This is a genomic window from Streptomyces sp. x-19, from assembly GCF_046549115.1.
Lineage (GTDB): Bacteria > Actinomycetota > Actinomycetes > Streptomycetales > Streptomycetaceae > Streptomyces > Streptomyces albulus_C.
This window is the reverse complement of the sequence record NZ_JAJPWK010000003.1, coordinates 236,812-262,592: the sequence shown is the minus strand read 5'-3', so window position 1 is coordinate 262,592 and position 25,781 is coordinate 236,812. Positions and strand designations below refer to the sequence as shown.

The following is a 25,781-nucleotide window of genomic DNA, read 5'->3' as shown; positions in this document are numbered from 1 at the left end:
CCATGTACGAGCTGTCCCGCATCCGGCTGAGAACCGTCGGACCGCCCGGTGCCCGCTTCCACGACGTCACCCTGGACCTCAGTGGAGCGGGACGCCCGGTGGGTGCCGAGCAAGGAGCCCTCTTCGACGCCACCGCCACGACCTACCGGCCGTCGCCCGCCAGCCTGGTCCTTCTGGAGAACGGGGGCGGCAAGTCCGTTCTTCTCAAGCTCGTCTTCTCCGTCGTCCTTCCCGGGCGTCGCCACACCGTGGGCACGACCAATACGCGCGTGCTGGAGAAGTTCGTCATGCCCAAGGACGTGTCCCACATCGTTCTGGAGTGGATGAACCCGCTCACCGGCGATCTCCTGCTCACCGGCAAGGTGCTGGCCTGGCGCAACCAGGTCGCCTCCGAAGTCTCCGACAACCTGCGTGAACGCTGGTACTGCCTGCGGCCCAGTGACGAGATCAGCCTCCGAACCCTCCCGATGGCGGTCGGTGCGAAGTCGTGCACCCTGGACACATACCGGGACGAGCTCCAGGAGGAATACGCGGCCGACCAGAAACTGGACCTGTACTGGACACGGCATCAGGGCGACTGGACGAATCGGCTGCAGCTGCTGGGCATCGACCCCGAACTCTTCCGATACCAGCGGGAGATGAACGTCGACGAAGGCGAAGCGGCGAACTGGCTCAAGCTCGATTCGGACGTCAAGTTCGTCGACTTCCTGCTGCGGGCGATCGTCAGGTCCGAGGAGATGGACGACCTTGCGGCGCTGGTATCCGAACACGTGGAGCGGCTCGCGAGCCGTGGGTTGCTCCTCACCGAGCGGGAGTTCGTCGCCGGCGCGCTCGATCTCCTGGGCCCGATCGTAGAACTGGCCGAAGCGGCCCGGCTATCGCGGCGCCGAGCGGAGCAGGCCGCCCGTGACGTCGTGGAGCTGGGTGGACGGCTTCGGGTACGGGCGCGAAACGAGCAGGGCGAGGTGCTCGGGCAGCGAGCAAAGGTCGTCAAGTCGCAAGAGGAACTCGATGAACTGACACACGCCGCCGACCGCGCCGAAACGATTGTGATCGAACTACGCCGCCACCTGGCCGACTTGAAGCACAAGCGTGCCCAGCGGGAGCTGACGGCGAGCGAGAGGGGACTGTCCCAGGCCCAAGCCCTGATGGCCGCATGGCGAGAGACCTCGACCGTGCATGAGTACGACGACAGCATCGCCCAGGTAAGGGCGCTGACCGATCTGATCGGTGCCGAGGAGGAGAAGGCTCGCCCGGCACTGGAAGAGCGCGACATAGCGGCCCGCCGCCTGGCCCGCAGTCTGTGGGCGACTGCTGACGAGGCTGCCCAAACAGCCTCCGACGAGCTGAAGCGGGCCGCGGCAGGGGAGAAGGAGAAGAGCGCGGCACAAGACCGTGCTCGCGAGGCGCATCGGGACGCCACGAAGGCCGAACACGAGGCCGCCCAGTTCGACCAATGGATCACAGGTCTGTACGAGGACATCGGCGCAGCTGTCGCCGACGGTCTGCTGCATGACGCCGCCGCATTGCCTCGGACCGTGGAGACCGTTCAGGAAGGACGTGACAACGCCGCCCAGCGCGTCACGGATCTGGAACGAGAATGGGCGGAGCTAGCAGATCGAGAGGCCCTCGCGCACGACGAGTTGCGGAAGGCCGAGGCGGAGGCAGGCGACCTGCGTGGGCGTCGTGATCGCCTCACCGCGCGCCTGGACGAAGTCCGCACACAAACAGTGCGCTTGGAGGCGAATCCCCGGCTCGCCGCGCTCCTCGACGTGCCGGACATTGACCTGGAACGCGACGTCGCCTCGCTCCTGGACGCATTGAACACCGCCCGCAGTGAGGCCGAACGAGAGCGGACCGAACTCAAGGTCGCCGAGTCCATCGACGAAAAGGCACGCCTTGCCCTGGCCGCAGGCGACCTCCTGCCGCCCGCCCAAGTAATCTCCGACGCCTGCAAGGCCCTTGAGGACGCCAAAGTGGTCGCGGTCCCGGGATGGTGTTACCTCGCTGCCATCCCCGATATCGACCGACGACGAGACATTGTGGAGCGACTGCCACACCTGGCCGCGGGTATCCTCCTCCACGATCCCGACGACATCGACCGGGCCCGGGAAGTACTCACGGCCCTGCGTCCCCAGCCGACCGTCTTCGTGCCGGTTTCGACAACCAGGACTTTCATCGACCCCGAGGCGGAACTGACAGGCGGCGTCGAGGCGGTGATTCCGCCCCACCCCGCCCTGTACGACGTGGACGCGGCGGCCGCCGAGCACGAGGCGATCGACGCTCGGCACGCCGTACACAGCGCCCGGGCCGAGGAGCTGTCCACCCGCATCGAGCTGGACGGCACCCTGACCTACGCCCTCACGGACTGGCGGACGCGCTACCCGGAGGGCAGCATCACCGCACTGACCGAAGAACACGCGGGTGTGGTGCGGGAGCACACAGCCGCCGAAGCGAAGGTGGTCGAATGCCAGGAACTGCTCCAGACGCACCAGGAACGGCGGCAGAAGATCAAGGAGGAGCTCCCGCCTCTGCGTGAGACTCGGGACTCGCTCACCAAACGGCTGGAACGTCTCAAGGAGCTCGCCAACCGTCACGGCCATCTGTCGGAAAGGAGAAGGGGATCGATGCAGGTGAGGCTTGTGCTCTGGCCGAGTGGATGCCCACGGCGTACCAGGCGAAGGCGGTCGCCCTCCTGGCAGCAGGCCGGCGCCTGGCGCAGGAGTGGGTCGGCTACCGGTATTTGACCCGCAACACGGCTTGGCACGCCGATCTTGTTTGATTGGGCCGTCGTGGTCATCCCGAGATGGGATGACCACGGCACATGTCTGGTGCGTTTAGCGGTCCGGCTAGGCTGGGGTTATTTTAACGGAGCTTCACGGACACGAACGTGGACAATCCGCGGCGGCGGGTGCGGTTGAGTTTTCTTGCCTAGGTTCTGCCTGTTTGCTCAAGGCCGCGTCCGTTTCGGCCAGCCGCGGGAGCGTTTGAGCGCGTTGGCTGCGCTTCGTCGTCCGGTCGGGCTTCGTCGCCGGTCGGATCAAGGGACGGTGTCGACCTCCACGACGCAGTGGCGTAGTTCGTAGCTTGCGATGCCGTCGATGAAACCGATGGTGGGTGGTGTTGCCATGCGTAGTCCTGGCAGGGCGAACAGGCTGGTGAGGAAGATGTCCGTTTCCAGGAGTGCGATGTGCATTCCGGGGCACTTGTGCGGGCCGTCGCCGAAGGACAGGCCGGGAGGACGGGCGCCCTCGCGCATGGCGCGTCCGGGGCGGATGTGTTGGGGGCGTGGTCCGACGGTCCGTTCGTCGAGGTTGGTGTGGTCGAGGAGGATGTCGATGCGTTCGCCGGCCGGCACCGTGAGGGGTTCGTCGCCGTTGCGGGGCACGTCGAGAGGTCCGGTGGTGCGGCGGCTGAGGCGGCCGATGACCGGGTCGACGCGGAGGATCTCGTTGAGGACCGCGAACCTGCCGGCTTCGTCCGCTGCCTGATAGTGCGTCAGCAGTTCGGCGTCGGAGAACAGGTGCCAGGCGGCCGCGCTGATGAATTCGCGGGTGGTCACCATGCCCGCCGCGGCGAAGGTGAGGCATTCACCGAGGATCTCGCTGGTCGAGCAGCCCTCGTCGAGCAGGTGGGAGATGAGGTCGTCGCGGCGACGGCGGCGGCGGGCTCGCACGGCGGGTCGTACGTCGCCCAGGTGGACGCGCAGCCAGTTGGTGCTCTGCCGGATCGTCCAGTAGATGCCGTGCAGGCTCCTCAGCCCAGGCGTCCCGAACTCCTCGGGGAAGAAGCGTTCCAGCCGTTGCTTGATGCCGGGTCGGCTTTCGGTCAGGCCGATGACGGCGCAGGCCACTTCGATCGCCACGTTGAAGGCCAGGTCGGACAGTGTGGCCCGGCCGGTGGCCGTGAGGTGGTCCAGTTGGGTTCGGGTGGCGCGGCTCATGACGTCGCGGTAGTGCTGGTCGACGTGGCGCGGTGTGAAGAAGCGGGCGGTCTGTCGACGGTGCTCACGGTGTTCCGGCCCGTCGCGGTAGAGCACCGGTCGCCGGATGCGCGAGGGGAGTCCCTCGACGCTCTCGATGCCGAGGCCGGCCTGCACGGTGGTGGTGCTGCGCAGCACGGCGCGCGCCTCGTCGTACCCACGTACCTGCCAACTGCCGTCCGCCGCAGGCGATATGGGGCAACCCGTTGCCGGCGTATCCCGCTCGATCTTGCGGCGACCGTAATCCCCGTCCTCGCTGTCCACGTGCGCACCTCCGTTGTCCGAAGACGGTGCCGGGCGCGCCGCCATCCCTCCGCGGCTCCGTCCTCGGCCCCACGCCTGCGTGTCCGTCCCGCGCCTCGGCGCGAGCGCGGTGCGTCGGATGCCGGGGCCGTGCGGTCGGCTCGGTGCATCCTTCCCGCCGAGGGCCTTCCCGTACCCTCGGCGGCGCTCGGTGCGCGCCGGGGTGATCCGTTGGTTCGGGGGGGCGCGCCGTCGTGGGCGTTCGGGTCGCCGCCGCTCTGCGACATCGAGGCGCGTGATGTCGGCCGGCCCGGCTCCTGGTTGGCGCCGGTGAGGGCGCCAACCAGGAGGTGTGGGACCGGGGCGTACGGTTCGCCGCCCATGGGGGCGGGCGGGCTCGTCGCACCGCTTGGTCTCACGTGAGGTGCGGCAGGTGGACTACCGGGCGTTCTCGGGGACGAGCGAGCCGTCGGAGGCGGTGGGCAGGGTCCGGCTGCGCAGCTTCTGGCTGGTGAGCACCTGGGTTCCGTTGAGGTCCGCGTGGACCTTGCGGGCGAGGTTCTCGATCACGTCCACGCCGGCCTGCATGCTCGCGTGGTCCGAGGTCAGGACGGCCATCCCGTAGTCGTGGCCCTGTCCGGTGAAGGCGCCCACGCTGTGCACCCGCCAGCCGCCACCGGTGCGTTGCAGCCAGCCGTTCTTCACGTGGACCGTCGCCCCGCTCGGCGCGCCGGCCGGCACCCCCCAGCGCTGACTGGGGATGACCTTGTTCATCAGGTCCAGTGCGTAGGTCCGGGAGTCGTCGACGAGGACGGGGTTCGAGGCCGTGAAGAGCTTCATCAGGGTGAGCTGGTCGGTGGCGTTGATCTGGGTCAGACCCCAGTAGCCGTCCGGATCGGGGACGGTGCGCTGCATGTCCGCCAGGCGCAGGAACTCCCTGATGCGGTCGAGGCCGAGTTGCTTCCACAACGTCGTGGTGGCGTCGTTGTCGGACTCGGTGATCATTTTTGTCGTGAGGGTGCGCTCGGTGTCCGTCAGTGCGCGGTGCTCGTCCTGGGTCTGCCGCAGCAGTGCGCCCAGCACGATGACCTTGACGGCGCTGGCCGAGTCGTGCTGACGGTCGGCGTCGTAGGTGCAACTGGTCTTGGTGACCCGGTCGTACAAGGCGATCGAGGTGCTTCCCGTCACCTCCGGGGACGTCACCACCGTCCTTATGTCGTGGGTGAGTTGGTCGGCGAGGCCGGGCTTGGCGGAGGTGCAGACGACCTGCGGGCCCGCCTGGTCCTTCGTCGAGACCGGCGCTGCGCTCGCCGGGGTGGCGGCCACGAGGGTCGAGGTCATTGCCGCGGCGAGGGCTGTCGCGGCCGACGCGCGCTGTAATCCGCGGGCGCGGATCCGTATTCGGTTGAGCAAGAGTGTGCTTCCTTGTCGCTTCATGCCTGCGGGGCCCGGCCGGTCATGGGTCCGGGCCCCGCGCAGTACGGTCGTTCATGTGTTCAACACGCCTGGTGGTGGAAGGCGGTTCCACTGCTCGGAGGTGCACATGCGGTGCCACCCCCGGTTGTGCCGCCCCGGTTGCGCCACCCCTGGTCCTGTCGTGGCCCGGGGCGTGGTGGGCGCCAGGGGTGAGGCGGCTGGCTGCGGACGCCCCCTCGCGCGAAGTAATGAGAAAGTAAAAACCCTGGTATGGTCTGACAATTCACCCAGAGGTACGGCTGAAGGACTTTGCATGACCACGCCCGTCTCCCCGGATGGTTCGCCGTCCGCGGACCCGCAGGTGCCGGAGCGCGACCCGTGGGCGCCGCCGGCCACCGAGGACGCCACTGCGCCGACGCCGGCACCGTCGTACCCGGCACCGACCTGGGGTCGGCGGCCCACCAACGGCATGCCCATCGCCGCCCTGGTGCTCGGTCTGGTGGGCATGGTGCTCGGGCTGTTCATCGTCCTGTTCTGGTTGTCGTGGTTGCCGGCCCTGTTGGCGGTGATCTTCGGTGGCGTCGGGCTGAGTCAGGTGCGTGCCGGTCGGGCCACCAGCAAGGGCATGGCGCTCGCCGGAGTGATCACGGGCATCCTGGGGTTGGTGATGGCGGCGGCCGCCGGGGTGTTCACCGTGGTGATCGTCAAGGAAGCCGTCGACGACGCCCGTCGGGAGGTCAAGGAGGTCACCGACGAGGCGAGCAGGAAGGCGGAGGCGGCCGAGAAGGAGGCTGCCGCTGCCGAGAAGGCGCGCCATCTGACCTTCGGTCAGTCGTATGCCTTCGGTGACGGCCTGAAGGTGACGGTCGCCAAGCCGGAGCCGTTCACTCCGGACGCCTTCGCCAACGGCCATGCCGAGGGCAACAAGGCGTTCCAGGTGACCATCACCGTGGAGAACACCGGCAGCAAGCGGGCCTCCATCACCACCGGACTGCCCGACGTCAACGACGCGGACGGCGCGTCGACGCAGTTGGTGATCGACGGGAGCGGGCGGCAGAAGGTCCTCGACGGCTACCTCCTCCCCGGGCGGAAGGCCGTGGGCGTCTACGCCTTCTCCCTGCCGCCCGGCGCCGCCGACCGGATGGAGGTCGAGTTCAGTCCCGACGTCGCACAGTGGGACGACGCGTACTGGAGCGGGCCCACCTCCTGAGCGGGACGGCGGGGCATCGGGGTGCCGCGGTCGGCGGGTGCCTGGCGCGTTGCGGCGTTCAGGGCCGCTCGGCGGTGCCTGCCGCCCCGTTGCCAGCGCAGAGCGAAGGGGACTCCAGGCGGTAGAGGGCCTCGGCGTTGGCGTGGGCGATCCGGTGCCGGTCCTCGGGGTCGGGCAGCGTGCCGAGGAAGTCGGCGAGCGTCGCGGCGTCGAAGCGGTGGAAGGGGTAGTCGCCGGAGAGCAGGATCCGGTCGATGCTCGTGAAGTCCAACGCGTGACGGAGCAGCCGGGGCGTCAGCATGCCGCTGGTCGCGAGGTGGACGTTGGTGTGGAAGTAGTCGGCGACGCGGCGGTCGAGGTGGGTCGCGACGTGCGAGAGGCTGTCCACGCGGTCGAGGGCGAACAGCACCATCTCGCCCCAGTGCCCCAGGATGATCTGGAGGTCCGGGTGGCGGTCGAAGGTGCCGCGCAGGATCAGTCGGAGCGCCGCGAGCCCCGCCTCGATGTGCCAACCCCAGCCGAAGGTGGCGAGCGCGAGCTCGACGGTCGGGTCGAAGCCTCGGTAGGAGGCGTCCCGGACCGCGTTCGGTGGGATCTGCGGGTGGAGGAACACCGGCCGGCCCAACGCGGCCGCGGTGCCCAGTAGTTCGTCGTAGGCGGGGTCGTCCAGCGGACGGTCGCCGCTGCGACCGTAGGACATGATCCCGATGTGTGCGGCGCTGCCGGCGGTCCGCTCCAGCTCGGTCACGGCGGCGTCCGGATCCGACATCGGGAGCGTCGTCATCGCCCGCAGCCGCGCCGGATGGCGACCGACCGCTTCGCTGGCGAGGTCGTTGGCCTCGCGGCTCAGCGTGACGGCTTCGCGGGGCGGGAGTCCGTGGGTGCCCGGCGGCGCGAGCGAGAGGACTTGCAGGTCGATGCCTGCGGCGTCCATCGCGGCGATCCGCTGCTCGCCGATGTCGAACAGTCGGGCGGGGGTGTCGCCGTGGTCGTTCAACGCCACGCTCTCGTCGCGGAACGGGGGCGGCTGGGTGCGCAGGGCCCGGTCGATGCCGGGGGTGGTCCAGTGCTCCTCGATGGTGATGACGCGCATCGATGCTCCCTTTGGCTCATGTTCTGGTGAGTGAACGTAACAGACTCGCTCAACGGTTGTAGAGTCAATTGTGTGGACGAACCGATGACACGCGCCGCCAAACGCGCCGCCACCGCCCGACGGATCCTCGAAGCAGCGCAGGCCGAATTCGGCGAGCACGGACTCGAAGGGACGACCGTGCGCGCCATCGCGCAACGGGCCGGTGTCGACCCCTCCCTGGTCATCCAGCACTACGGCTCGAAGGACGACCTCTTCGCCCTCGCCATCCGACTGGACCGCGACAGCACCGACGACGACGTCGCGGAACACCTCGCCGACGTCCTCGACGTCCGCCTCGGCGGGCTCCCGCCGGAAACCCGCGCCCTGGTCCGCTCGATGCTGACCGCGCCGGAGGCGACGCGGACGATGAAGCAGTTCCTCGACGAGCGGGTCCGCAACCTCGCGCGCACCAGCGACGCCGGCGACGCCGAACTCCGCGCGGCGCTGACCGTCAGCAGCATCCTCGGGCTCACGATCGCGCGGCACTTCCTCGACCTGGAGGCGCTCGCCGACATTTCCCCGCGGCAGCGGGAGGAGGTGCTGCGGCCGTGGCTCACCACGGTCCTCGGCGCGGACGTGGCCGCCGCGGAACGGCCGCCGCACGCCCGCTAGTCGAGGATGCCCCGGTCCCGGGCGGCGGTGAGCCAGCTGGGGAACTCGCCCAGCAGCCGGTCGTAGAGTTCGGCGTCCGGCAGCTCGCGGGGCGTGGCACCGGCGGGGAAGAAACCGGCGTTGTCGACGACCCGCCGGCCGGGCACCGGGAGTTCGTCGAGTCGGCGCAGGAAGTCGAACTCCCGGTGATCGGGGTCGCCGAAGCCGATGAACTGCCAGAACAACGGCAGCGCGGCCGCCTTGCACAGCCACTTCTCGGCGGCGGCCCGACTGGTGGGGCCGCCGTCGGTCTGGAACACCACCAGCGCCGGGGCGCTCGCCCCGGAGGCCAGGTAGTGGTCCAGTACGGCGTCCATCCCGGCCTCGTAGTGGGTGCGCCCCATGTGGCCCAACTGCTCGTGGCAGGCGGCCACCCGGCCCCGGTAGTGATCGAGGCTGATCTCGTGCACCCCGTCGACGTCGGTGGAGAAGAAGACCAGCGGGACGACCGCGTCGTCGTCGAGGTGCGCGGAGACGGCCAGGACCTGCTCGGCGAGGTGCTGCATCGTGCCGTCCTTGTAGTACGGCCGCATCGGACCCGAGCGGTCCAGCACCAGGTACACCGCGGCCCGCTGCCCGTGCAGCCCGTGCTTGCGCAGGCTGACCCCGGCCTGCTTGTAGAGGTTCACCAGCGGCGGCGCCGTCTGCTGCACCTTCTCCAGACCCAACGGACTCATCGATCGTGCTCCTTTCCCTCCCGGGAGCCTACGCACCCCGGGCGGCGCGGCGACACGGGGACGCCGGGCGGGGCCGCGTCCCGGTGCGGCTCAGGGAGCGGCACGTCCGCCGGTGGTGCCTCGGCGGGCGAGCAACTCCTCCACGGCCTGTTCCAGGACGGCGGCCCTGCCCTCCGGTGGGCTCCGCTTGACCAGGGCGTTCAGGCGCTGGGCCGCCTCGGTCGTGGGCAGCAGACCCACCAGGAGGGCCGGCAACAGCAGGCGCCTGGCGAGGACTTCGTCGGCGGAGCTGAACTGGGGCCGCCGCACCACCGAGACGTTGACCCGGACGGCGTGTTCGTTGCCCGGGACGACGCCCGGCCGGTCCGTTTCGATCGCGGCGTAGCGGAATCCGTGCGCCAGGTCGCAGGCGGAGCAGCCGACGGGGCCGCGGCTCAGACGGTCTCCGCACGTCGAGCAGCGGAGCCGGTCGAGCGCGGCGTCCACCACCCGCCAGTCATGACGGTCGGGTTCCGACACCACCAGTTCCGCCAGTGCCACCTCCTCGTCGTGCGGCGCGCTCGGGTCGGTCGGGTGGTCACCGCCGAGGTCCCACCGGCGCAGGAACGCGGCCCACGCGGCTTCCAGGATGCCGTCCACCAGGTCGCGACAGGCACCGCAGGCCGGTGCACCGCCGTACGCGTACCCGCCGCACTCCGCGCAGCGCCGCGGGGCGGCCCCGACCGCCGGTCTGCCCGTCCCCGACTGTGGCTCGTCCGTGCTCACTGCGGCGCCGGGGCGTCGCGCGGGCCGTCCGCCGGTGCGGTCGCGATGGGGACGCCCGCGGCCGGCACGGGCGGGTGCGGCAACCGGCGGGCGAGCGGGAGGACGACGGCGCCGACGGCGAAGCCGTAGCAGGCCACCAGGCCGTGGCCGTTCTCCTGGGCGAGCCACATCGCGAGTCCGGCCGCGGGCACGGCCAGCGCCAGCAGTCGCTCCTTGGCCCGGGGGCCGGACAGCAACAGGGCCGCCGCGAGGGTGGCGGCCAGGAAGTACGTCGCGCCGGAGCTGCCCGCGAAGTTGCGCGGGTCGGTGCTGCGGGCGGTCTCGCCGAAGAGCGCGTCGATGCGTTGGGGCAGCAGCACGCCCGCGGCGAACAGCACCAGCATCAGCGGGCCGCGCCAGAACCACTGCGCCAGCGCGGCGATCACCGCCAGGGTGACGATGTTCCAGGCGCCGCCGGAGAAACCGCCGTTCTGCAGGAACACCGAGGTCACCACGCGCCACCAGCCGGACTTGCGCGGATCGCCGTCCAGGGCGTCCATCGCGCCGGACCAGGCCAGTTGGAGCACCACGGCGGCGACGGCCACGACGGTGAGCGCGATCGCCGCCCACGGAACCGGCCGGCGCCGCACCGTTCCCTCACCCACCAACAACAGACCGCACTTGAACGTCAGCACCATCAGCGCCGCCGTCGTGAGGTTGAAGACTATGGCGTCCACGTCACGCATCCCCCGTTGAAAAACCCTGGTCACAGGCTGGCAGTCACCCTAGTCCACGGTGCGCGCGCCCGGTCCGGGGATGGGGAGACCGGTCACGACCGGCACCGTGCGGCGGGCCGTCGGCCGCTAGGCGCACAGGGCGGTGTCCAGGAGGGACAGGGCGTGGTCGGGCGTCTTGGGGGCGGGCGCGGGGTCGGCGGTGACCGCGACCGAGACGGCCCGGCCGTCGGCGGTGACGCCGGTGCGCGTGCGGTATCCGGGGATGTCACCGCCGTGGCCCCACACCACGCCGCCGCACCGCAGCGGCGTGCCGATCAGCCCGAGCCCGTACCTGGCGCCGGGCCACAGACCGGCGGCGGGGACCGTGCGGCGCATCTCGACGAGCTGCGCGGGACGCAGGAGCGCGCCACCGAGCAGGGCGCGGAAGAAGCGGTTGCGGAAGCGGGCCGGCGCGAACCGGCCGGACGCGGCCAACTCGCCGCCGTCCTCGGGGATGTCGGCGGCCGACGGCAGCCGCAACCCCGGTGGCGTGGCCGGGTCGAACCGTTCGTAGCAGTCCTGGACCCGGGCGAAGAACGACGCGCTGCCGCCGGCGACGTGGTGGGTGGAGGCGGTGGCCAGCGTGCCGCCGGGGCGGAGCGCGTCGGCGGACTTGGCCACCCGGACCGCCGGGTCGATCCAGTGGAACGAGGTGGCCGCCAGGGCCACGTCGAAGGGCTCCGCGGGCAGCGGCCACTCCTCGAACGCATCGACCACGACCCGCGCCCGGGGGAAGCCGACCAGCTTGCGGCGGGCCACCGCGGCCAGCTCGGCGCCCAGCTCCACGGCGGTGATCCGGTAGCCCCGCGCCGCCAGGGGCAGGGTGGCCTGCCCGGTGCCGCAGCCGATCTCCAGCATCCGCGGGCCCGGATGTGGAGCCGCCGGCCCGGCGAGGCCCGCCAGCTCGGCGAGGTCGTCGAACATGCGCGGTGGATAGCCCGGGCGGATGCGGTCGTAGAGGTCCGCGTCCTCGGTGAACGTTCCGCGCAGCCGCTCCCGGTCCGGTTCGGTCACGCGCCCACCCTGCGAGGACGGCCGTCGGGCACGGTGGCGGCCGCCGGCCGCGGCGTCCCGTTCAGCGCAGCTTGGCGCCGTACACGTGCTCCACCGGCATCGTCATCAGCACCCGGCGGTCGGACACCATGGCGGCGCGGTACTCGTCCCAGTCGGGGTGCTCGCCGGCGGCGCGGCGGTAGTAGCGCACCAGCGCCTCCACCTCGGGGCCGTGCGGGTCCGTGCCGGGGCCGATGAGCGTGGCGGTGCCCTCGGCCGTGGCCCAGGAGGTGCCGTCGGCGCTGGTGACCTCCAGGGTGGCCCGGGGGTCGCGCCGCAGGTTCGCCGTCTTGGCCCGTCCCTCGGTCATCGAGACGTGGAGGAGGCCGGTCTCCGGGTCGTAGAAGGGCATGACGGGGGAGAGCTGCGGCCGGCCGTCCGCCTTGATCGTGGCGAGCACGCCGAGCCGGCTCTCCGCGAGGAGGGTGCGCGGGTCGAACGGGGTAGCGGTCATGTCTGGGCAAGGCCCGGCCGCCGCCGTCTATTCCCGACGGACCGCCCCGCCGTCAGCGGCCGCCGTGGGCCGTCAAGCGCCCGGCGCCGGACGGTCGTTGGCGGGCAGGGCGCAGGCCGGCGTGCCGCCGGGCATCCGGTGCCGGTTGTCGGCGATCACGCGGTAGACGGCGTGCGCGAGCCAGCGCACCGGGGGGAGGGTGAGGACCGCGCCGGCGACGGCCCAGGGGCCGCCCGCGCTCAGCAGGAGCTTGGCGACGGCCTGGGCACCGCCGTGGACCGCCCCGGCCGGGGTGATCCACAGCACTTCGTGCTCGGCGCGCTGCTGGGTGACCCCGAGTTCCGGCAGGTCCGCGAACTGCCAGGCGGTGATCCGGCAGCCGGGCCGCAGGTGCCGTTCGGCGAAGTTCACGGAGGTGGTGCAGAAGCCGCAGTCGCCGTCGTAGACGAGTACGGGGCGGGTCCTCGGGTTCTTAGGGGTCGGCATGTGCCCATCATGGCGGAGGGGCCCGTCGCCGAGCGCGACGGGTGACGGTCGGTGGTCGTGGGGGAGCGGTGAGCCGGCGTCGCCCGCCGTCGCGGAGTGGTTACGCCGCGCCCTCGGTGCGCTTCTTCTCCTTGATGCGGACGGTCTCCTTGCGGACCTCCGACTGGGTGGCGCGCTCCTTCTGCAGCCACTCGGGGTTCTCCGTCTTGAGCGCGTCGATCTGCTCGGTGGTGAGGGCCTCGGTGACCCCGCCACGGGCGAGACCGGAGATGGAGACGCCCAGCTTCGCCGCGACCACCGGGCGCGGGTGGGGGCCGTTGTCCCGCAGCTCGCGCAGCCACGCGGGCGGGTCCGTCTGGAGGGCGTTGAGCTCGGTGCGGGAGACGACGCCCTCCTGGAACTCTGCGGGCGTGGCCGGGAGGTACACGCCCAGCTTCTTCGCCGCGGTGGCGGGCTTCATCGTCTGGGCGGTCTGGTGCGACTTCATGGTTCCAGGGTATCTAGCGTGCGCACCGCCGCTGACCACGGCCTCCGGCCACGGCGGGTAACCTGGCGGGGTGACAGGCTCGGACGCATCCCCTTCGTTCCGGCTCGCGTACGTTCCCGGAGTGACACCCGCCAAGTGGGTGCGGATCTGGCACGAGCGCCTGCCGGAGGTCCCGCTCACCCTGGTCCAGGTGTCGGCCGGCGAGGCCGCCGACGCGCTGCGGGACGGTGGTGCCGACGCGGGTTTCCTGCGCCTGCCGGTCGACCGCACGGACCTCAGCGCGATCCCGATGTACACCGAGACGTCGGTGGTCGTGGTGCCGAAGGACCACCTCGTGGCCGCCTTCGACGAGGTGTCCGTGGCCGACCTCGCCGACGAGGTCGTGCTGCATCCGCTCGACGACACCCTGGACTGGGCGCAACCGCCGGGCCGGCCCGCGTTCGAGCGTCCGGCCACGACGCCGGACGCCATCGAACTGGTGGCGGCGGGCATCGGGCTGCTCGTCGTCCCGCAGTCGCTCGCGCGCCTGTACCACCGGCGGGACCTCACCTACCGGACGGTCACCGACACCCCGCAGTCCCAGGTCGCGCTGTCGTGGCGCGAGGACCGGACCACCGACCAGGTGGAGGACTTCATCGGGATCGTCCGCGGGCGGACCGTGAACAGCAGCCGGGGCCGTCGTCCGGCCGAGCCGGCCACGCAGCGGGCGGCCGGCAAGAAGGACCAGCAGTCCGGGAAGAAGGCTCAGAAGGACCAGCCGGCCGGCAAGGGCGGCGGGGCGGCGCGGGGCAAGGCGCCGGCCGGGCGGGGCGGCGCGCGGCGCGGGGCCGGTGCCCCCAAGGACGGGGGCCGGCGCGGTCGGCCGCGCCGGCGGTCGTAGCGCACCGCGGGACTGCCCGCAGTCCGACGGCTGCCCGTCGGACCACGGGGTTCGGCATCCCGGGGGTCAGCGTCCCTGGGCGGCCTTGACGTTGTCGCCGAAGGTCCAGCCCTTGGCGCCGTCCCAGTTCAGGGACCACGTCATCAGGCCCTTCAGCCCGTTGTGGTAGGTGTTCCACGCCTGGGTCACCTGGCCCGGGGCCAGGTAGCCGCCGCCGGCGCCCGGCTGGGCGGGCAGGCCGGGGACCTGCTTGTCGTAGGGGACCTTGATGGTGGTGCCCTGGACGGTCAGCCCCTTGTCGAGGCAGTCGGTCTGCCGGGTGAAGCCCTCGACCGTGCCGGCCTCGTAGGAGTCGCCGGAACACCCGTACATGCTGCCGTTGTAGTACTGCATGTTCAGCCACCAGAGGCGGCCGTTGTCGGCGTACTTCTTGATGATCGGCAGGTAGGCGCCCCAGATGGAGCCGTAGGTCACGCTGCCGCCGGTGACGTAGGCGGTCTCGGGGGCCATGGTGAGGCCGAAGCCCGCCGGCATCTGGGCGAGGATGCCGTCGATGATGCGGATGAGGTTGGACTGCGAGGGCGACGGCTGGTTGATGTTGCCGCTGCCGCTGAGGCCGGTCTCGATGTCGATGTCGATGCCGTCGAAGTTGTACTTCTTGAGGAGCGGCACGATCGTCGCGACGAAACGGTCGGCCACGGCCGTGGAGTTGAGGTCGATGCCGGCGGTGGCGCCGCCGATGGACATCAGGATGGTGGCACCGTCGCTCTTCGCCTGGCACATCTCGGCCGGCGTCGGCACCTTCACCGTCGCGTCCATGCCGTCCTCCCAGAGGGCGGTGCCGTCCGAGCTGATGACGGGGAACGCGGCGTTGAGGACGTTGTAGCCGTGGGCGCGGATCTGCGGGTCGGTGATCGAGGTCCAGCCGAACGGCGGGTGGACGCCGTTGGCCGCGCCGTCCCAGTTCTCCCAGTACCCCTGGAGGACCTTGCCGGTGGGCTTCGGCTTCACCGCGCAGGTGTCGCTCCGGGGGGCGGCGGTCGCGGGCGCCGCGACGCCCAGCATGGGCAGGAGGCAGGCGGCCGCCAGGCCGGTTTTCAGCAGACGCGCTATCCGACCGGTCACGTTGTGCTCCCTTCGAGCCATGACGGGGCGTCGTCAGCGGCGGGGGGATCGGGGGGTGGTGCGCACACCGTAGATTGGTCCATACCTTTCGTCAATGGGTCTGGACCGGAAGGGAGTTGGTCGAGCGAACGCTCGGGGAGAGGCGCTTGGGGTCCGGGTGCTCCGGGTGGGGCGCGCCGCCCGTAGGGGCTCAGGAATCCGTGCGGCGGGTGCGGCGGGCGCGGGAGGCGGCGTGGATCACCAACGGGAGGTAGGTGCCGGGGAGTTCGCCCGGAGGGAGTTGGTCCGGTTCGACCAGGCTCTGCGCCAGGGAGCCCTCGTGGAGGGCGGTGACCAGACGGGCCAGGGAGCCGAGATCGACGGTGGGCCGACGCCCCAGTCGGTCGAACAGCACGGCCAGGAGGCGCGCGATCTCCTCACGGAGGCGGCGGTCGTGGTCGGCGAGGGTGCGGGCGGTGTCGGGATGGCGGATGGCGTGGAGGGTGAACTCCGTCGACAGCAGGTACCAGCGGCGCTCGGCCTCGTCCAACACGCTGGTCCGGGCGATCAGTGCGTGCAGCGGATCCTCGGCGTCCTGCATCTCGTCGACGGCCGCCGCCAGTCGGTCGACCACGCGCCGGGCGTGCAGGTCGAAGAGGGCGAAGAACAGCTCCTCCTTGGTGCGGTAGTTCGAGTAGAACGCACCCCGGGTGAAGCCAGCGCGGTCGCAGATCTCCTCGATGGAGGCGCCGTGGAAACCGCGCTCGGTGAAGGTCTCCAGCGCCGCGTCGAGCAGTCGCGCGGTGGTCTGCGGGCGGCGTTTGGTCGGTCCCTTGGGCAACGCATTCCTCCACAGGTCTGGACACGCCGACGTGACCTGCGCACGCTACAACACCGTATGCGATGCATATCCGTATGCGATGCATATCCGTATCCGATGCGGATCGGTGTCCGCCACGGGTCGGTGTCCGCTACGGGGCAGAGTCGGGGTGGGGCTGGTGGCTGCGGAGGGGGCGGGGCTTCCGGCGACGTCATACCGGTGGACGGCTGCCGTACCTGGGGTCTACCGGCACGGCCCGGCAAGTCCCCACCACGGGTTGACGTCGGAGGTCCGCCGCGTCGGGCACCGTTGAGGCATGAACACAGCGACTCGACAGACCAAGTCCCCTCGTCGGCAACGGCGACCGTTGACTGGCGCGCACCGCCCGCCGCCGACGCCCCGCACCGGAACAGGCGCTCCTGCGTCCGCGCGCATCGGTACGACGCGGGCGGCGCCGGACGGCTCGGCCGCGGGTAGCCTCCCGCCATGGGCCTCTTCCGACGCAAGCCCCGCCCGGCCGCCGCCCCGCCGTCGACGCCGGACGCTGCGGAGTCCCGCGACGACGTGTTCGCCGGAGGGCTCGAAGCGGTGCGGCTGTTACTGATACCGCGGGTGCGGCGCGCCGACCAGTTACCGGATCGGCAGGACTGCGTCGTCCGTGAACTCGGCGGGGGTTTCCTGGCCGTTCTGGGAGCGCGTACCCCCTCGGGCCTGTACTTCCTGCGGACCGGCCAGACGCACCAGTGGGGCGCCGACCCGGCCGAGCTGTGGTCGGTGGGGTTGCACAACCTCCGTCGCGAACCACGGGAAGTGACGGTGTTTCAACCAGATGCGGGGCCCGTCTACCAGGTCAAGGGTGGCGCATGGACCGCGACCCAGCTCCTGCGGGCCGAGGAACTGGTCGAGGTGGCGACACCGCACGGCTGTGTCGTCGCCATGCCCGGCGAGAACCTCCTCGTCCTCCACCCGCTGATCGACGTCAACAGCTATCTGCGGATCATGGAGTTGCAGAAGATGCTGCCGCGGCTGTGCGGGCCGCAGGGCGGGTTCAGCGACGGGCTGTTCCATTGGCACCGGGGCGTGCTGGCACCGCTGCGGGTCGTTGAGCAGCACGATCCGGACGGGACGCTTGTGCACAGCATCCAGGGCGGCGCGGAGCTGGCCGCGATCCTGCGGGCGCTCGGCAACGTCCCCGGACCGCCGTCCGACCGGAGGGACTCGGCCTGACGGGCACCTCGACCTGACGAGCGGTGCCGCGCGACTGCGCACCACCGCCCTGCCGTCAACTGCCCTTCTTCATGAGGCGGGTGAGCGCCGCGCCCGCTCCGTGGTCCACTCCGTCCCCTCCGCGGCCTTGGCCGCCAGCTCTCCCGCATAGACGTCCACCGCCGATTCCAGAAGGAGGGCATAGGTCGCCACCGCCGCCCGGCCGCGCCGCCAACCGGACACCGCGGGCACCGCCGCCACCAGCAGCGCGGGCCACCAGGCGAGCGCCACGGCCGCGAACAGCACCGACCAGGTGGCGAGTTGGGCGGCCGCCTCGATCCGACGGCGGGCCGCGGTGACCTCGTCGCGCACCTCCTGCGGGAGCACCAGCCACAGTCGCGGCCACACCGCGGCGAGGTCCAGTCCGTACTGGTGCAGCACGCGGAGGTCGGCGCCGGCGACGCGGTCCCCCATCCAGGTCGGTCGGGTCGGCCGGGCCGGGGCGATCGCCTCCCGGTCCTCCGCCGCCTGGTCGATCGCCCGCGCCTCGGCCGGTTCCCGGGGTGCCGGTAGTGCGGCCCGGAGCTCCACCACCCGTCGCTGGGCGCTCTCCCAACGGGCCTCGCGGCGGGCCACCAGCACCCGGGCCGGGCGGTTCAGGGCCTGCGGCCACTGCCCGAGCCAGAGCCGCAGCGTGCCGCCGGCCGCCGACTCCACCGCGACCCCGACCGCCGCCACCGCCAACAACAATCCGCCGACGTAGAGGAGTTGGACCGATGAAGGACGGGACGCGAACGCGTCCGCCCACTGGACGACGCGCTGTGCCAACCGCGCACGGTCGAACGGATGCCGCTGTCCGAGCGTCAGCCCCAGCAACGCGGTGCCCGCCAACAACAGCCCGGGCAGGGCGAGCCGGCCGACCCACCGCTGGGCGAGCTGCCGGCCCAGCTCCCCCAGTACCGGCATCACCGGAGGTGGCCCATCGGATCAGTCCGCCAGCAGCCGCATGGCCGCGCCGAGCACCAGGCAGTGCGGCCGCTCGCCGCCCGGCTCCCGGACGACCGCGCGCCCGCACCGGCCCGCCGGGCAGCCGTACCGTTCGTCGTGACTGTGCCCGGAACCCAGCCCCGCGACGGTCGCGGCGCCACCCCAGGCGTCGCGGTCCTGACCGGCCGGCGCGATACCCAACCGCGCCAGCAGCGGTGCGGCCGGCGCCCCGTCGCGCACCGCGGTCAGGCCGTCCGCGAGCGCCTCCGCCAGCGGGGTGCCGTGCACCGCCCGGCGCAGCGCGCCGAGTTGGGAGCAGAGGGCGGACATATCGGGATCGTCACGACCGTCCGCCAGTGACGTCGAGGCCATGGGCTGCCCTTCCGGTCGGGCTTATGCTGTGCTGCCTGAAGAGGCCGTCGGGACCGCACGGGGGAGGAACTCCCCGCGGGACCGCAGGGGTGAGAATCGGACACCCCATTCTCGGGCCAACGGGGGCGTGATGCGAGAGCTTTCACGGGATCCGGCGCGTGATCCCTCACGGAACGGTTCGCGGGACCAACTGCTCGTCGCGGTACGGCAGGGCATCGCCGCCGCCCGCGACACCGGTGACCTCGGTCCTCTGCGGGCCCTGGAACGCCAAGGGGCCCTCACCCGGCTGGTGATCAGCATGGACGATGCCCGGTGGCCGGACCTGGCCGCGCTGCACGCCGTCGGCATGGCCCGCTGGCTGCAGTACGTCACCGGGGCCGAGGGCGCTCACCAGGCCGAATGGGAGGCGTCCCTGCAACCGCTGTCCTGCGTGTACGCCGGCGAACGGGACGCGGTGCCGCCGGAGGCCGCCGCCGTCCTGGAAGCGGTGCGGTCCGGGCGCCGGTTGAGCGGCCCCCGGATTCCGTGGGAGGTGCGCCGCTGGGTGCTGTCCGGACTGCGGCTGCGCGAGGAGTTGTCACCGGACTTCGTCGAGGTGGTCCGCGGGCTCGATCCGCGCGGCGGCCAGCCGCACCGCGACGCCCGCGCCCTCCGCCCCTTCCTCGACCGGACACCGCGCCACCTGCCGTCCCGGGTGCGGGCCCTGCGCCTGCTGACGGTCACCCTCCAGATGGGGTACCGGGCCACCGGCGACGCCGCGACCTTGGCCGAAGCGGTACGGCTCGGCCGGGAACTCCTGCTGCTCGTCCCGGCCGGCGGGGCGCGTTGGGCCGACGCCGTGGCCCAGCACGCCCGCGTGGTCGGCGACCACTACCGGCACACCAACGACCGACGGGACGTCGACGAGGCGGTCGACTGCGGCCGCGAAGCGCTCCGGCACACCCCGCCGGACAGCGAGTGGCTGGCGTCACGGCTCGACGAGTTCGGCCTCCACCTGTCGCTGCGGTACGACGTCAGCGGCGCCGCCACCGACCTCAACGCGGCGATCGACGCCAGTCGCGGAGCGGTGCGGGCCACCCCCGCCGGGTCTTCGGACGCGACGTCCTACCGGGCCCGGCTGGCCGGTCTGCTGGTGAAGCGCCATCGGGTCACCGGGGACGGGGCCGCGCTGGACGAGGCGGTGCGACTGGTCCGCGGGGAAGCCCAGCCGCTTCCGCCGCAGGGCCGTGGCGGGGTGCTGCTCGACCACGCCGAGGTGTTGCACGCCCAGTACCGACGGACCGGGTTGGCGAGCGTGCTGCACGACGCCCTCGCGCTCTACCGCGAGGCGGTCGACGACCGGCGGGCCCGTGGCGGCAACCCCACCGACCTCGCGATCGCCCTCAGCCACTGGGGAAACGCGCTCTACGACCTGTGCGCCGACTTCCCGGGGGAGGACCGCCCCACGCCCGACGGGACGCCCTCGGCACAACCGTCCGCCCTGGGCGAGGCGGTCGCCGTCCACCGCGAGGCGGTGGCGGTGAGCGCGCCGGACGACCCGCAGCGCCCCGGCTACCTCAACAACCTCGCCCGCACCCTGCGCGAGCGGGCCCGCCGGGACGACGACCCGGACGCCCTCGACGAGGCGATCTCCCTGCTGCGGGAGGCCATCGAGAGCGCACGCCCCGGGCACGTCTTCCGCTCGGCCATGCTCTCCCACCTCTCCGCGGTCCTGCTGGAACGGCAACGGCGCAGCGGGGCCGACGAGCCGGAGCCCAAGCTCATCCGCGAGGCGTACGCCTTCGCCGAGGCCGCCGCCCGAAGCGCTGCCGGGCCGCCCGGCGAACTGATCCGGCTGCACCGCGCGCTGGCGGAGTTGGCGGGTTCCACCGGCCGCCACCGGGAGGCCGCCGCGGCCTACGCCCGCGCCGTCGCACTGCTGCCCCAGGCGGTCCCGCACCAACTCCACGGCAGTGAATCGGAGACCCAACTCGCCCGCCACGGGAGGGGTTTGGCGGCCGACGCCGCGGCCGCGGTCCTCCAGGCGGGAGGTCCCGACGCCCCCGCTCGTGCCTTGGAGGTCCTCGAACAGGGCCGTGGCATCCTGCTGGCCCGCACGCTCGGGCTGCACGGAGAGGAGGAGGCGCTTCGGGACGCCGCCCCGGCCCTCGCGGACCGGCTGGCGGCCCTGCGCACCGCCCTCGACACCGCCCCGACCGGTGCGGACCCGGCCGACCGCCGGCACCAACTGGCCGACGCGTGGGAGCTGGTGGTCGCCGAGGCCCGTCGGCTCCCCGGCCTGGAGGGCTTCCTCAAACCGCCACGGCTGGCCACGCTGCGACCGGCGGCCGCCGGCGGGCCGGTGGTGACCGTCAACACCAGCTCGTTGCGCTGCGACGCGCTGATCCTCACCAGCGGGGGAGTGGCCGCGGTCCCGCTGCCCGCGCTCACCCACGCCGAGGCCGCGTCCCGTGCGGAGCGGTTCGCCGAGGCGCTGCGCACCGCGGAGGCGCACGGCACCGCACTCGTGGACCGCCTCGCGGCCCAGACCTCCCTCCGCGAAACGCTGAAGTGGCTCTGGGAAGCCGCCGTGGCCCCCGTCCTCACCCACCTCACCCGGACCACCACCTTCCCTCACGCCACGGCCACCACGGCAGCCTCACCCCACCCGCCCCGCATCTGGCTCTCCACCACCGGGCCGCTGGCCCAACTCCCGCTGCACGCCGCCGGCGACCACGACGACCCCAGCGGCACCCACTCCCTCCTCGACCACGCCGTCCCCTCCTACACCCCGACCGTGGCCGCCCTCGCCGCGGCCGTCCGCACCGCCGCCCGCCGTGGCGCACGGCCCCAGCGGCCCGTTCCCCTGGTGGTGGCGATGCCGCGCACGGCCGGCTTCGCCCCGCTGGCCGGCGCCCTCACCGAGGCCCGCGCCGCCGCCGACCGCTACGGGACGGACACGGTCCTGCTGACCGGTGACGAGGCCACCCGCACACGGCTGTTGGCGGCCCTGCCGGCCAGCACCCACGTCCACTTCGCCTGCCACGCGGTCGCCGACCCGACCAGTCCCTACGGCAGCCACCTGATCCTCGACGACCAGCCGCTGACCGTGTCCGAGATCTCCCGACTCCGGCTCGCCCGCGGCGAGTTCTGCTACCTCTCGGCCTGCGCGACCGCCCGGTCCGGGCGGCTCCCCGACGAGTCCGTCCACATCGGCGGCGCCTTCCACCTCGCCGGGTTCGGCCAGGTCGTCGCGACCCTCTGGCCCGTCGAGGACACCACCGCCGCCGAGACCGCCCGACTCTTCCACACCAGCCCGCACCCCACCCCCGCCCACGCCCTCCACCAGGCCGTGTGCAGCCTGCGCGCGAACGCACCCCTGTTGCCGAGCCGATGGGCGGGCCATGTCCACATCGGGCCGTAGCGCACAGCCACGAGAGGGCTCGGCGACGCCCCACCGGGCGACGCTCCACCGGGCGACGCCCCCCCGCGAGGCGCCGCCCGGTACTGCCGGCCACCGCCCGGGTCCGCCGGGCGCCACCCCGCGCGGACCCGCTGCGGTCGCCTTTCAGTTCAACCGCAGCGGCAGCGAGGCCAGCCGCCAACTGCCCGGCAACGGGACCCGCTGGAGGTCCTCCGGCGCCACCGCCAGCGCCACGTCCGGATAGTGCGCGAGCAGCTTCCCGAAGGCGACCTCGGCCTCCTGACGGGCCAGGGTGGCGCCCAGGCAGTAGTGCATGCCGTGGCCGAAGCCGACGTGGTTCTCGGCCCGGCCCGCCGGCTGGCGGGTGAGGTCGAGCCGGGCGGGATCGGCGAAGTGGCGCGGATCGTGGTTCGCGGCGACCAGGACGGGCGTGACGGCCTCGCCCTTCTTGATCCGCACGCCGGCCAGCTCGACGTCCTCGGTGGCGTACCGCATCTGGGTCAGGTGCACCGGACCGCACCAGCGCATCAGCTCGTGCACCGCCCGGGGCAGCAACGCCGGGTCGGACTTGAGCAGTTGCAGCTGGTCGGGATGGGTGAGCAGGGCGGCGACGCCGTTGGTGATGAGGTGGGCGGTGGTTTCGTGACCGGCCAGGACGAGGGTCAGGACCAGTGTCACCATCTCGACGTCGCTGAGGCGGCTGCCGTCGTCGTCGTGCACCCGGATCAGCTCGCTGAGCAGATCGTCGGTGAGTGCCGTCCGCCGTTCCCGGATCAGCGCGTGGATGTGGTCGATCATCTCCGGGAACGTCTCGGGGTGCAGCTCCGGCCGCAGGGAGACCAGGTGTGTGCTCCATTCCCGCCACTGCGGCCGGTCGGCCTCCGGAATCCCCACCAGTTCGCAGATGACGGTGATGGGCAGCGGATAGGCGAAGTGCGGAATGAGGTCGACGACGCCGTCCACGGCGTGTTCGGGCAGTCGGCGCAGCGCGTCTTCCGCGATGTCCGCCACCCGGGGACGCAGATCGGTGATCTTGCGGGCGGTGAAGGCCCGGGAGACCAGCCGCCGGAGCCGGGTGTGGTCGGGGGCGTCCATGTTGAGGATGGTGCCGGAGAGGTACGCCCGGTAGTGCTCGGGCAGTCCCATGATCTCCAGCAGCCGGTCGATGGGCGTGTCCGCGCTTCCGCCGCCCGCCGAGTGCGCGGGGCTGTTGGCGAACCGCTGGTCGCGCAGCACCTCCCGGGCCTCCTCGAAGCGGGTGATGAACCACACCGGCGTGTCGTCCACGAACCGGCCGCGGACCACCGGACCCTGCTCGCGCAGTGCGCCGTAGCCGGCGAACGGGTCGGTGAGCAGGGCCGGTTCCATCACGTTCGGTTCGCCGGGGTGCTTTCCGACGAACTCGCTGAACGGGGAGTTCGTTAGTTCGGTCATGTCGCTCTCCTGTGGCGTGCAGTGAAATGAGCTGGGCTCGAAGGCGAATCGAAGGCGGAACGCGCCGCGGTCGTGCGCGTCGGCCGGCAGTTCAGCCCCGCAACTGCCGGCGCATCTCCCGTGCGCTGTGCTCCTCCGCCTGCTCGTACAGCGGGAGGACGTCGCGCCTGGCGGCCACCAGCGCCTCCTCCACGGTCCTGGCCCGGGGAGCGGCGGGGCGGCCCGGCGGCCCGGCGGCCTGCGCAGCGAACCCCTCCGCGGGCATGTCCACCGCGCTGCGGATCGTCGCGGCGAACAGGTCGGCCCGCACCTCCGGCGTGTCGGGCGCGTGGTCCGCCAACATCGCCTCGGCCATGAAGAATCCGGTGGCCGTGGACATCAGCACGTACTTCTGGTGCCGCACGTCGATGTCGGTGCGCACCAGCCCGTGCTCCCGCAGCACTGCGAGATAGCGAAGCAGGATCCCGTCGTTGAACGCCATGAGTTCGGCGAGTTCCTTCTTGGCGACGTCGTTGAGCCGGCCGAGGACGTCGACGTCGTCGGTGTAAAGGGCGCGCAGTACCGGTTCTTCCAGGAAGTCCAGGTAGTAGCCGCGCATCATCCGGCTCGGCAGGATCTCCCGCGGATCGGCCCGCATCCTCGCCAACTGGGCGTGCTGGCTACGGGATTTCGCCCTCAGCACCACGGCCAGCAGCAAGGCGTCCTTGGTCTTCCAGTGCAGGTAGACGGTGCCCTTGCCGACCGCGGCCCGGCGGGCGATCTCGTCGATCGTCACCCGCCGATAGCCCCAGGCGACCAGGAGTTCCCCGGCGGCCTCCAGGATGCGCTCCCCGCGCTCGGCACGCTCCACGCGCCCTCTCCCTCCCCGTGCGTGACCAGATTTTGAATCTGGTCATGCGGTCAAAGGTAGGGAGCGAGCGGCCGTCGGATAAGGCGGTTTCCGGTCACGCGCGGCCGGCGGCACCGCAGTTGGCCGATGGCTTGTCCGGGCCGGAACGGCGGGAGAGCATGACCCCGTTCGCCGCTTCCCGCGCCGACCGCTCCCCGGCGGTGACGGGACCGAATCGAGGAGAACGCCATGCTCAAGACCTTCGCCGAGTTGTCCACGCCCCTGGTGGCCGACGCCTGCGTGCGGCTCGGCGTACCACTGCGCACCGCCCCGCCCGGCATCGGCGCGGTGGTTCCCGGCCACCGGATCGCCGGGCGGGCCCTGCCGACCCGCCACTACGGGAGCGTCGACGTCTTCCTGGAGGCGTTCACCGACGCTCGACCGGGCGACGTCCTGGTCATCGACAACGGGGGCCGCCAGGACGAGGCGTGCGTCGGCGATCTGCTGTGCCTCGAAGCACAGGCCGCGGGGCTGGCCGGCGCGGTGATCTGGGGGCTGCACCGGGACACTCCGGAACTGGTCGGGATCGGACTGCCCGTCTTCAGCTACGGCCGAACCGCGCCGGGCCCGGTCCGGCTCGCCGAACGGGAGCCGGACGCCCTGGTCAGCGCGCGCTTCGGCGCCCACCTGGTTACCGCCGACGACCTGGTCCTCGGCGACGACGACGGGGTGCTCTTCGTCCCCGCGGACCGTGCCGACGAGGTGCTCGCGACGGCACGCACCATCTGGGAGACGGAGCGCGCACAGGCCGACCGGATCCGCACCGGGCAGACCCTGCGTCGGCAGACCGCCTTCGACGACTTCCTCGCGCGTCGCGCCGCCGACCCGTCGTACACGTTCCGTCAGCACCTCCGGCGCATCGGCGGCGCCGTGGAGGAGTAGTCGGAACGCGCACGACCCGGTCGCGGGTCGGTCGAGCCGGCCGCGGGCGTGGGGCGGGCAGGGCGCTCCGGATCCGGCGGAGGAACGGGGCCGCCGCCGCGCGGGGTCGGAGCGTGAGCCGAGGCCCCGCAGACCTCGGGCATGCGCCCCTGCCTGAGGTCGTACCTGGGGGTGATGTCGGGGTGCACCCCTCGGGTTGATGCCGCCCGGCGCCGGATCGCGGACAGTGGAACACGTCACGACGCGGCACGGGCCCGCGCCGGGCACACGCAGTCAACCGTTCGGAAAGAGGGAGCGTCATGAGGAGCAGGTTCAGCGGGTTACGGGCGGTGCCGCCGAGGGTCCTCGCGCGGTGGCTGCCTACGGGTGGGGAACATGCTGCCGATGGCGTAATCGTCGGGTTGGCTGCCCGGGCGCGTCAGGCTGTGGGCCTTGAGCACGGTCGTGACAGGAGTCCGTGACGGGAGCCCGAGTGAACAGGTCGCGTGAGTGG

The 25,781-nt window shown here is 72.0% G+C and carries 23 protein-coding genes; 7 read left to right on the top strand and 16 right to left on the bottom strand.

Going from position 1 to position 25,781, the window contains the following annotated elements; all coding sequences use genetic code 11:
- Window positions 1-2 precede the first annotated feature (2 nt).
- Window positions 3-2,747, top strand: a complete 2,745-nt coding sequence (locus tag ACLJT4_RS09835; RefSeq protein WP_411121920.1) for a hypothetical protein — start codon at window positions 3-5, stop codon at window positions 2,745-2,747.
- Between the two features lie 293 nt (window positions 2,748-3,040).
- Here ACLJT4_RS09835 and ACLJT4_RS09830 read toward each other — a convergent pair whose 3' ends face one another.
- Complete coding sequence (locus tag ACLJT4_RS09830) at window positions 3,041-4,246, bottom strand: cytochrome P450 (protein ID WP_411121919.1); 1,206 nt, start codon at window positions 4,244-4,246, stop codon at window positions 3,041-3,043.
- A 417-nt stretch (window positions 4,247-4,663) separates the two neighbouring features.
- Entirely contained in the window at window positions 4,664-5,566 is a 903-nt protein-coding gene (locus tag ACLJT4_RS09825; RefSeq protein WP_411122347.1) for a serine hydrolase, read from the bottom strand.
- A 388-nt stretch (window positions 5,567-5,954) separates the two neighbouring features.
- Here ACLJT4_RS09825 and ACLJT4_RS09820 point away from each other — a divergent pair, with 388 nt between their 5' ends.
- The gene (locus ACLJT4_RS09820; RefSeq protein WP_411121918.1) at window positions 5,955-6,851 is read left to right on the top strand and encodes a DUF4190 domain-containing protein; all 897 of its coding nucleotides are present in this window, start codon (window positions 5,955-5,957) and stop codon (window positions 6,849-6,851) included.
- A gap of 58 nt (window positions 6,852-6,909) precedes the next feature.
- On the opposite strand, the gene ACLJT4_RS09815 is transcribed toward ACLJT4_RS09820, so the two are convergent.
- Complete coding sequence (locus ACLJT4_RS09815) at window positions 6,910-7,944, bottom strand: amidohydrolase family protein (RefSeq protein WP_411121917.1); 1,035 nt, start codon at window positions 7,942-7,944, stop codon at window positions 6,910-6,912.
- 72 nt (window positions 7,945-8,016) lie between these two features.
- Here ACLJT4_RS09815 and ACLJT4_RS09810 point away from each other — a divergent pair, with 72 nt between their 5' ends.
- The gene (locus ACLJT4_RS09810; protein ID WP_411121916.1) at window positions 8,017-8,595 is read left to right on the top strand and encodes a TetR family transcriptional regulator; all 579 of its coding nucleotides are present in this window, start codon (window positions 8,017-8,019) and stop codon (window positions 8,593-8,595) included.
- On the opposite strand, the gene ACLJT4_RS09805 is transcribed toward ACLJT4_RS09810, so the two are convergent.
- The 7 genes from ACLJT4_RS09805 to ACLJT4_RS09775 all read right to left on the bottom strand — a co-directional run bounded on the left by ACLJT4_RS09805 (window position 8,592) and on the right by ACLJT4_RS09775 (window position 13,311).
- Window positions 8,592-9,311: a VWA domain-containing protein gene (locus ACLJT4_RS09805; protein WP_411121915.1), complete on the bottom strand. Its 720-nt coding sequence runs from the start codon at window positions 9,309-9,311 to the stop codon at window positions 8,592-8,594. The genes ACLJT4_RS09810 and ACLJT4_RS09805 overlap by 4 nt on opposite strands.
- A 90-nt stretch (window positions 9,312-9,401) precedes the next feature.
- The gene (locus ACLJT4_RS09800; RefSeq protein WP_411121914.1) at window positions 9,402-10,076 is read right to left on the bottom strand and encodes a hypothetical protein; all 675 of its coding nucleotides are present in this window, start codon (window positions 10,074-10,076) and stop codon (window positions 9,402-9,404) included.
- Window positions 10,073-10,801, bottom strand: a complete 729-nt coding sequence (locus ACLJT4_RS09795; RefSeq protein WP_411121913.1) for a hypothetical protein — start codon at window positions 10,799-10,801, stop codon at window positions 10,073-10,075. The genes ACLJT4_RS09800 and ACLJT4_RS09795 overlap by 4 nt, the downstream gene beginning before the upstream one ends.
- A 117-nt stretch (window positions 10,802-10,918) precedes the next feature.
- Window positions 10,919-11,845: a methyltransferase domain-containing protein gene (locus ACLJT4_RS09790; protein WP_411121912.1), complete on the bottom strand. Its 927-nt coding sequence runs from the start codon at window positions 11,843-11,845 to the stop codon at window positions 10,919-10,921.
- A 61-nt stretch (window positions 11,846-11,906) separates the two neighbouring features.
- The gene (locus ACLJT4_RS09785) at window positions 11,907-12,338 is read right to left on the bottom strand and encodes a PPOX class F420-dependent oxidoreductase (RefSeq protein ID WP_411121911.1); all 432 of its coding nucleotides are present in this window, start codon (window positions 12,336-12,338) and stop codon (window positions 11,907-11,909) included.
- Between the two features lie 72 nt (window positions 12,339-12,410).
- Window positions 12,411-12,824, bottom strand: coding sequence for a thiol-disulfide oxidoreductase DCC family protein (locus ACLJT4_RS09780; protein ID WP_411121910.1), 414 nt, complete (start codon window positions 12,822-12,824; stop codon window positions 12,411-12,413).
- A 100-nt stretch (window positions 12,825-12,924) separates the two neighbouring features.
- Entirely contained in the window at window positions 12,925-13,311 is a 387-nt protein-coding gene (locus ACLJT4_RS09775; RefSeq protein WP_016579095.1) for a DUF5997 family protein, read from the bottom strand.
- A gap of 70 nt (window positions 13,312-13,381) precedes the next feature.
- Here ACLJT4_RS09775 and ACLJT4_RS09770 point away from each other — a divergent pair, with 70 nt between their 5' ends.
- Window positions 13,382-14,191 (top strand): LysR family substrate-binding domain-containing protein, encoded by an 810-nt coding sequence (locus ACLJT4_RS09770; protein WP_411121909.1) that lies wholly within the window; start codon window positions 13,382-13,384, stop codon window positions 14,189-14,191.
- A gap of 66 nt (window positions 14,192-14,257) precedes the next feature.
- Here ACLJT4_RS09770 and ACLJT4_RS09765 read toward each other — a convergent pair whose 3' ends face one another.
- Complete coding sequence (locus tag ACLJT4_RS09765) at window positions 14,258-15,337, bottom strand: chitinase (RefSeq protein WP_411121908.1); 1,080 nt, start codon at window positions 15,335-15,337, stop codon at window positions 14,258-14,260.
- Between the two features lie 169 nt (window positions 15,338-15,506).
- Complete coding sequence (locus tag ACLJT4_RS09760; protein WP_411121907.1) at window positions 15,507-16,136, bottom strand: TetR/AcrR family transcriptional regulator; 630 nt, start codon at window positions 16,134-16,136, stop codon at window positions 15,507-15,509.
- A 465-nt stretch (window positions 16,137-16,601) separates the two neighbouring features.
- Here ACLJT4_RS09760 and ACLJT4_RS09755 point away from each other — a divergent pair, with 465 nt between their 5' ends.
- Entirely contained in the window at window positions 16,602-17,342 is a 741-nt protein-coding gene (locus ACLJT4_RS09755) for a hypothetical protein (protein WP_411121906.1), read from the top strand.
- 69 nt (window positions 17,343-17,411) lie between these two features.
- On the opposite strand, the gene ACLJT4_RS09750 is transcribed toward ACLJT4_RS09755, so the two are convergent.
- Together ACLJT4_RS09750 and ACLJT4_RS09745 are read right to left on the bottom strand one after the other, a co-directional pair.
- Entirely contained in the window at window positions 17,412-18,287 is an 876-nt protein-coding gene (locus ACLJT4_RS09750; RefSeq protein ID WP_411121905.1) for a hypothetical protein, read from the bottom strand.
- Window positions 18,288-18,308: 21 nt separating this feature from the next.
- Window positions 18,309-18,638, bottom strand: coding sequence for a hypothetical protein (locus ACLJT4_RS09745; RefSeq protein ID WP_016577031.1), 330 nt, complete (start codon window positions 18,636-18,638; stop codon window positions 18,309-18,311).
- 172 nt (window positions 18,639-18,810) lie between these two features.
- Between ACLJT4_RS09745 and ACLJT4_RS09740 the strand changes: the two genes are divergently transcribed.
- Window positions 18,811-22,083, top strand: coding sequence for a CHAT domain-containing protein (locus ACLJT4_RS09740; RefSeq protein WP_411121904.1), 3,273 nt, complete (start codon window positions 18,811-18,813; stop codon window positions 22,081-22,083).
- Window positions 22,084-22,227: 144 nt separating this feature from the next.
- Here ACLJT4_RS09740 and ACLJT4_RS09735 read toward each other — a convergent pair whose 3' ends face one another.
- Both ACLJT4_RS09735 and ACLJT4_RS09730 read right to left on the bottom strand, forming a co-directional pair.
- Window positions 22,228-23,517: a cytochrome P450 family protein gene (locus ACLJT4_RS09735; protein WP_411121903.1), complete on the bottom strand. Its 1,290-nt coding sequence runs from the start codon at window positions 23,515-23,517 to the stop codon at window positions 22,228-22,230.
- Between the two features lie 91 nt (window positions 23,518-23,608).
- Window positions 23,609-24,367, bottom strand: coding sequence for a TetR/AcrR family transcriptional regulator (locus ACLJT4_RS09730; protein ID WP_411121902.1), 759 nt, complete (start codon window positions 24,365-24,367; stop codon window positions 23,609-23,611).
- Window positions 24,368-24,595: 228 nt separating this feature from the next.
- Here ACLJT4_RS09730 and ACLJT4_RS09725 point away from each other — a divergent pair, with 228 nt between their 5' ends.
- Window positions 24,596-25,288: an RraA family protein gene (locus ACLJT4_RS09725; RefSeq protein WP_411121901.1), complete on the top strand. Its 693-nt coding sequence runs from the start codon at window positions 24,596-24,598 to the stop codon at window positions 25,286-25,288.
- Window positions 25,289-25,781: the final 493 nt, after the last annotated feature.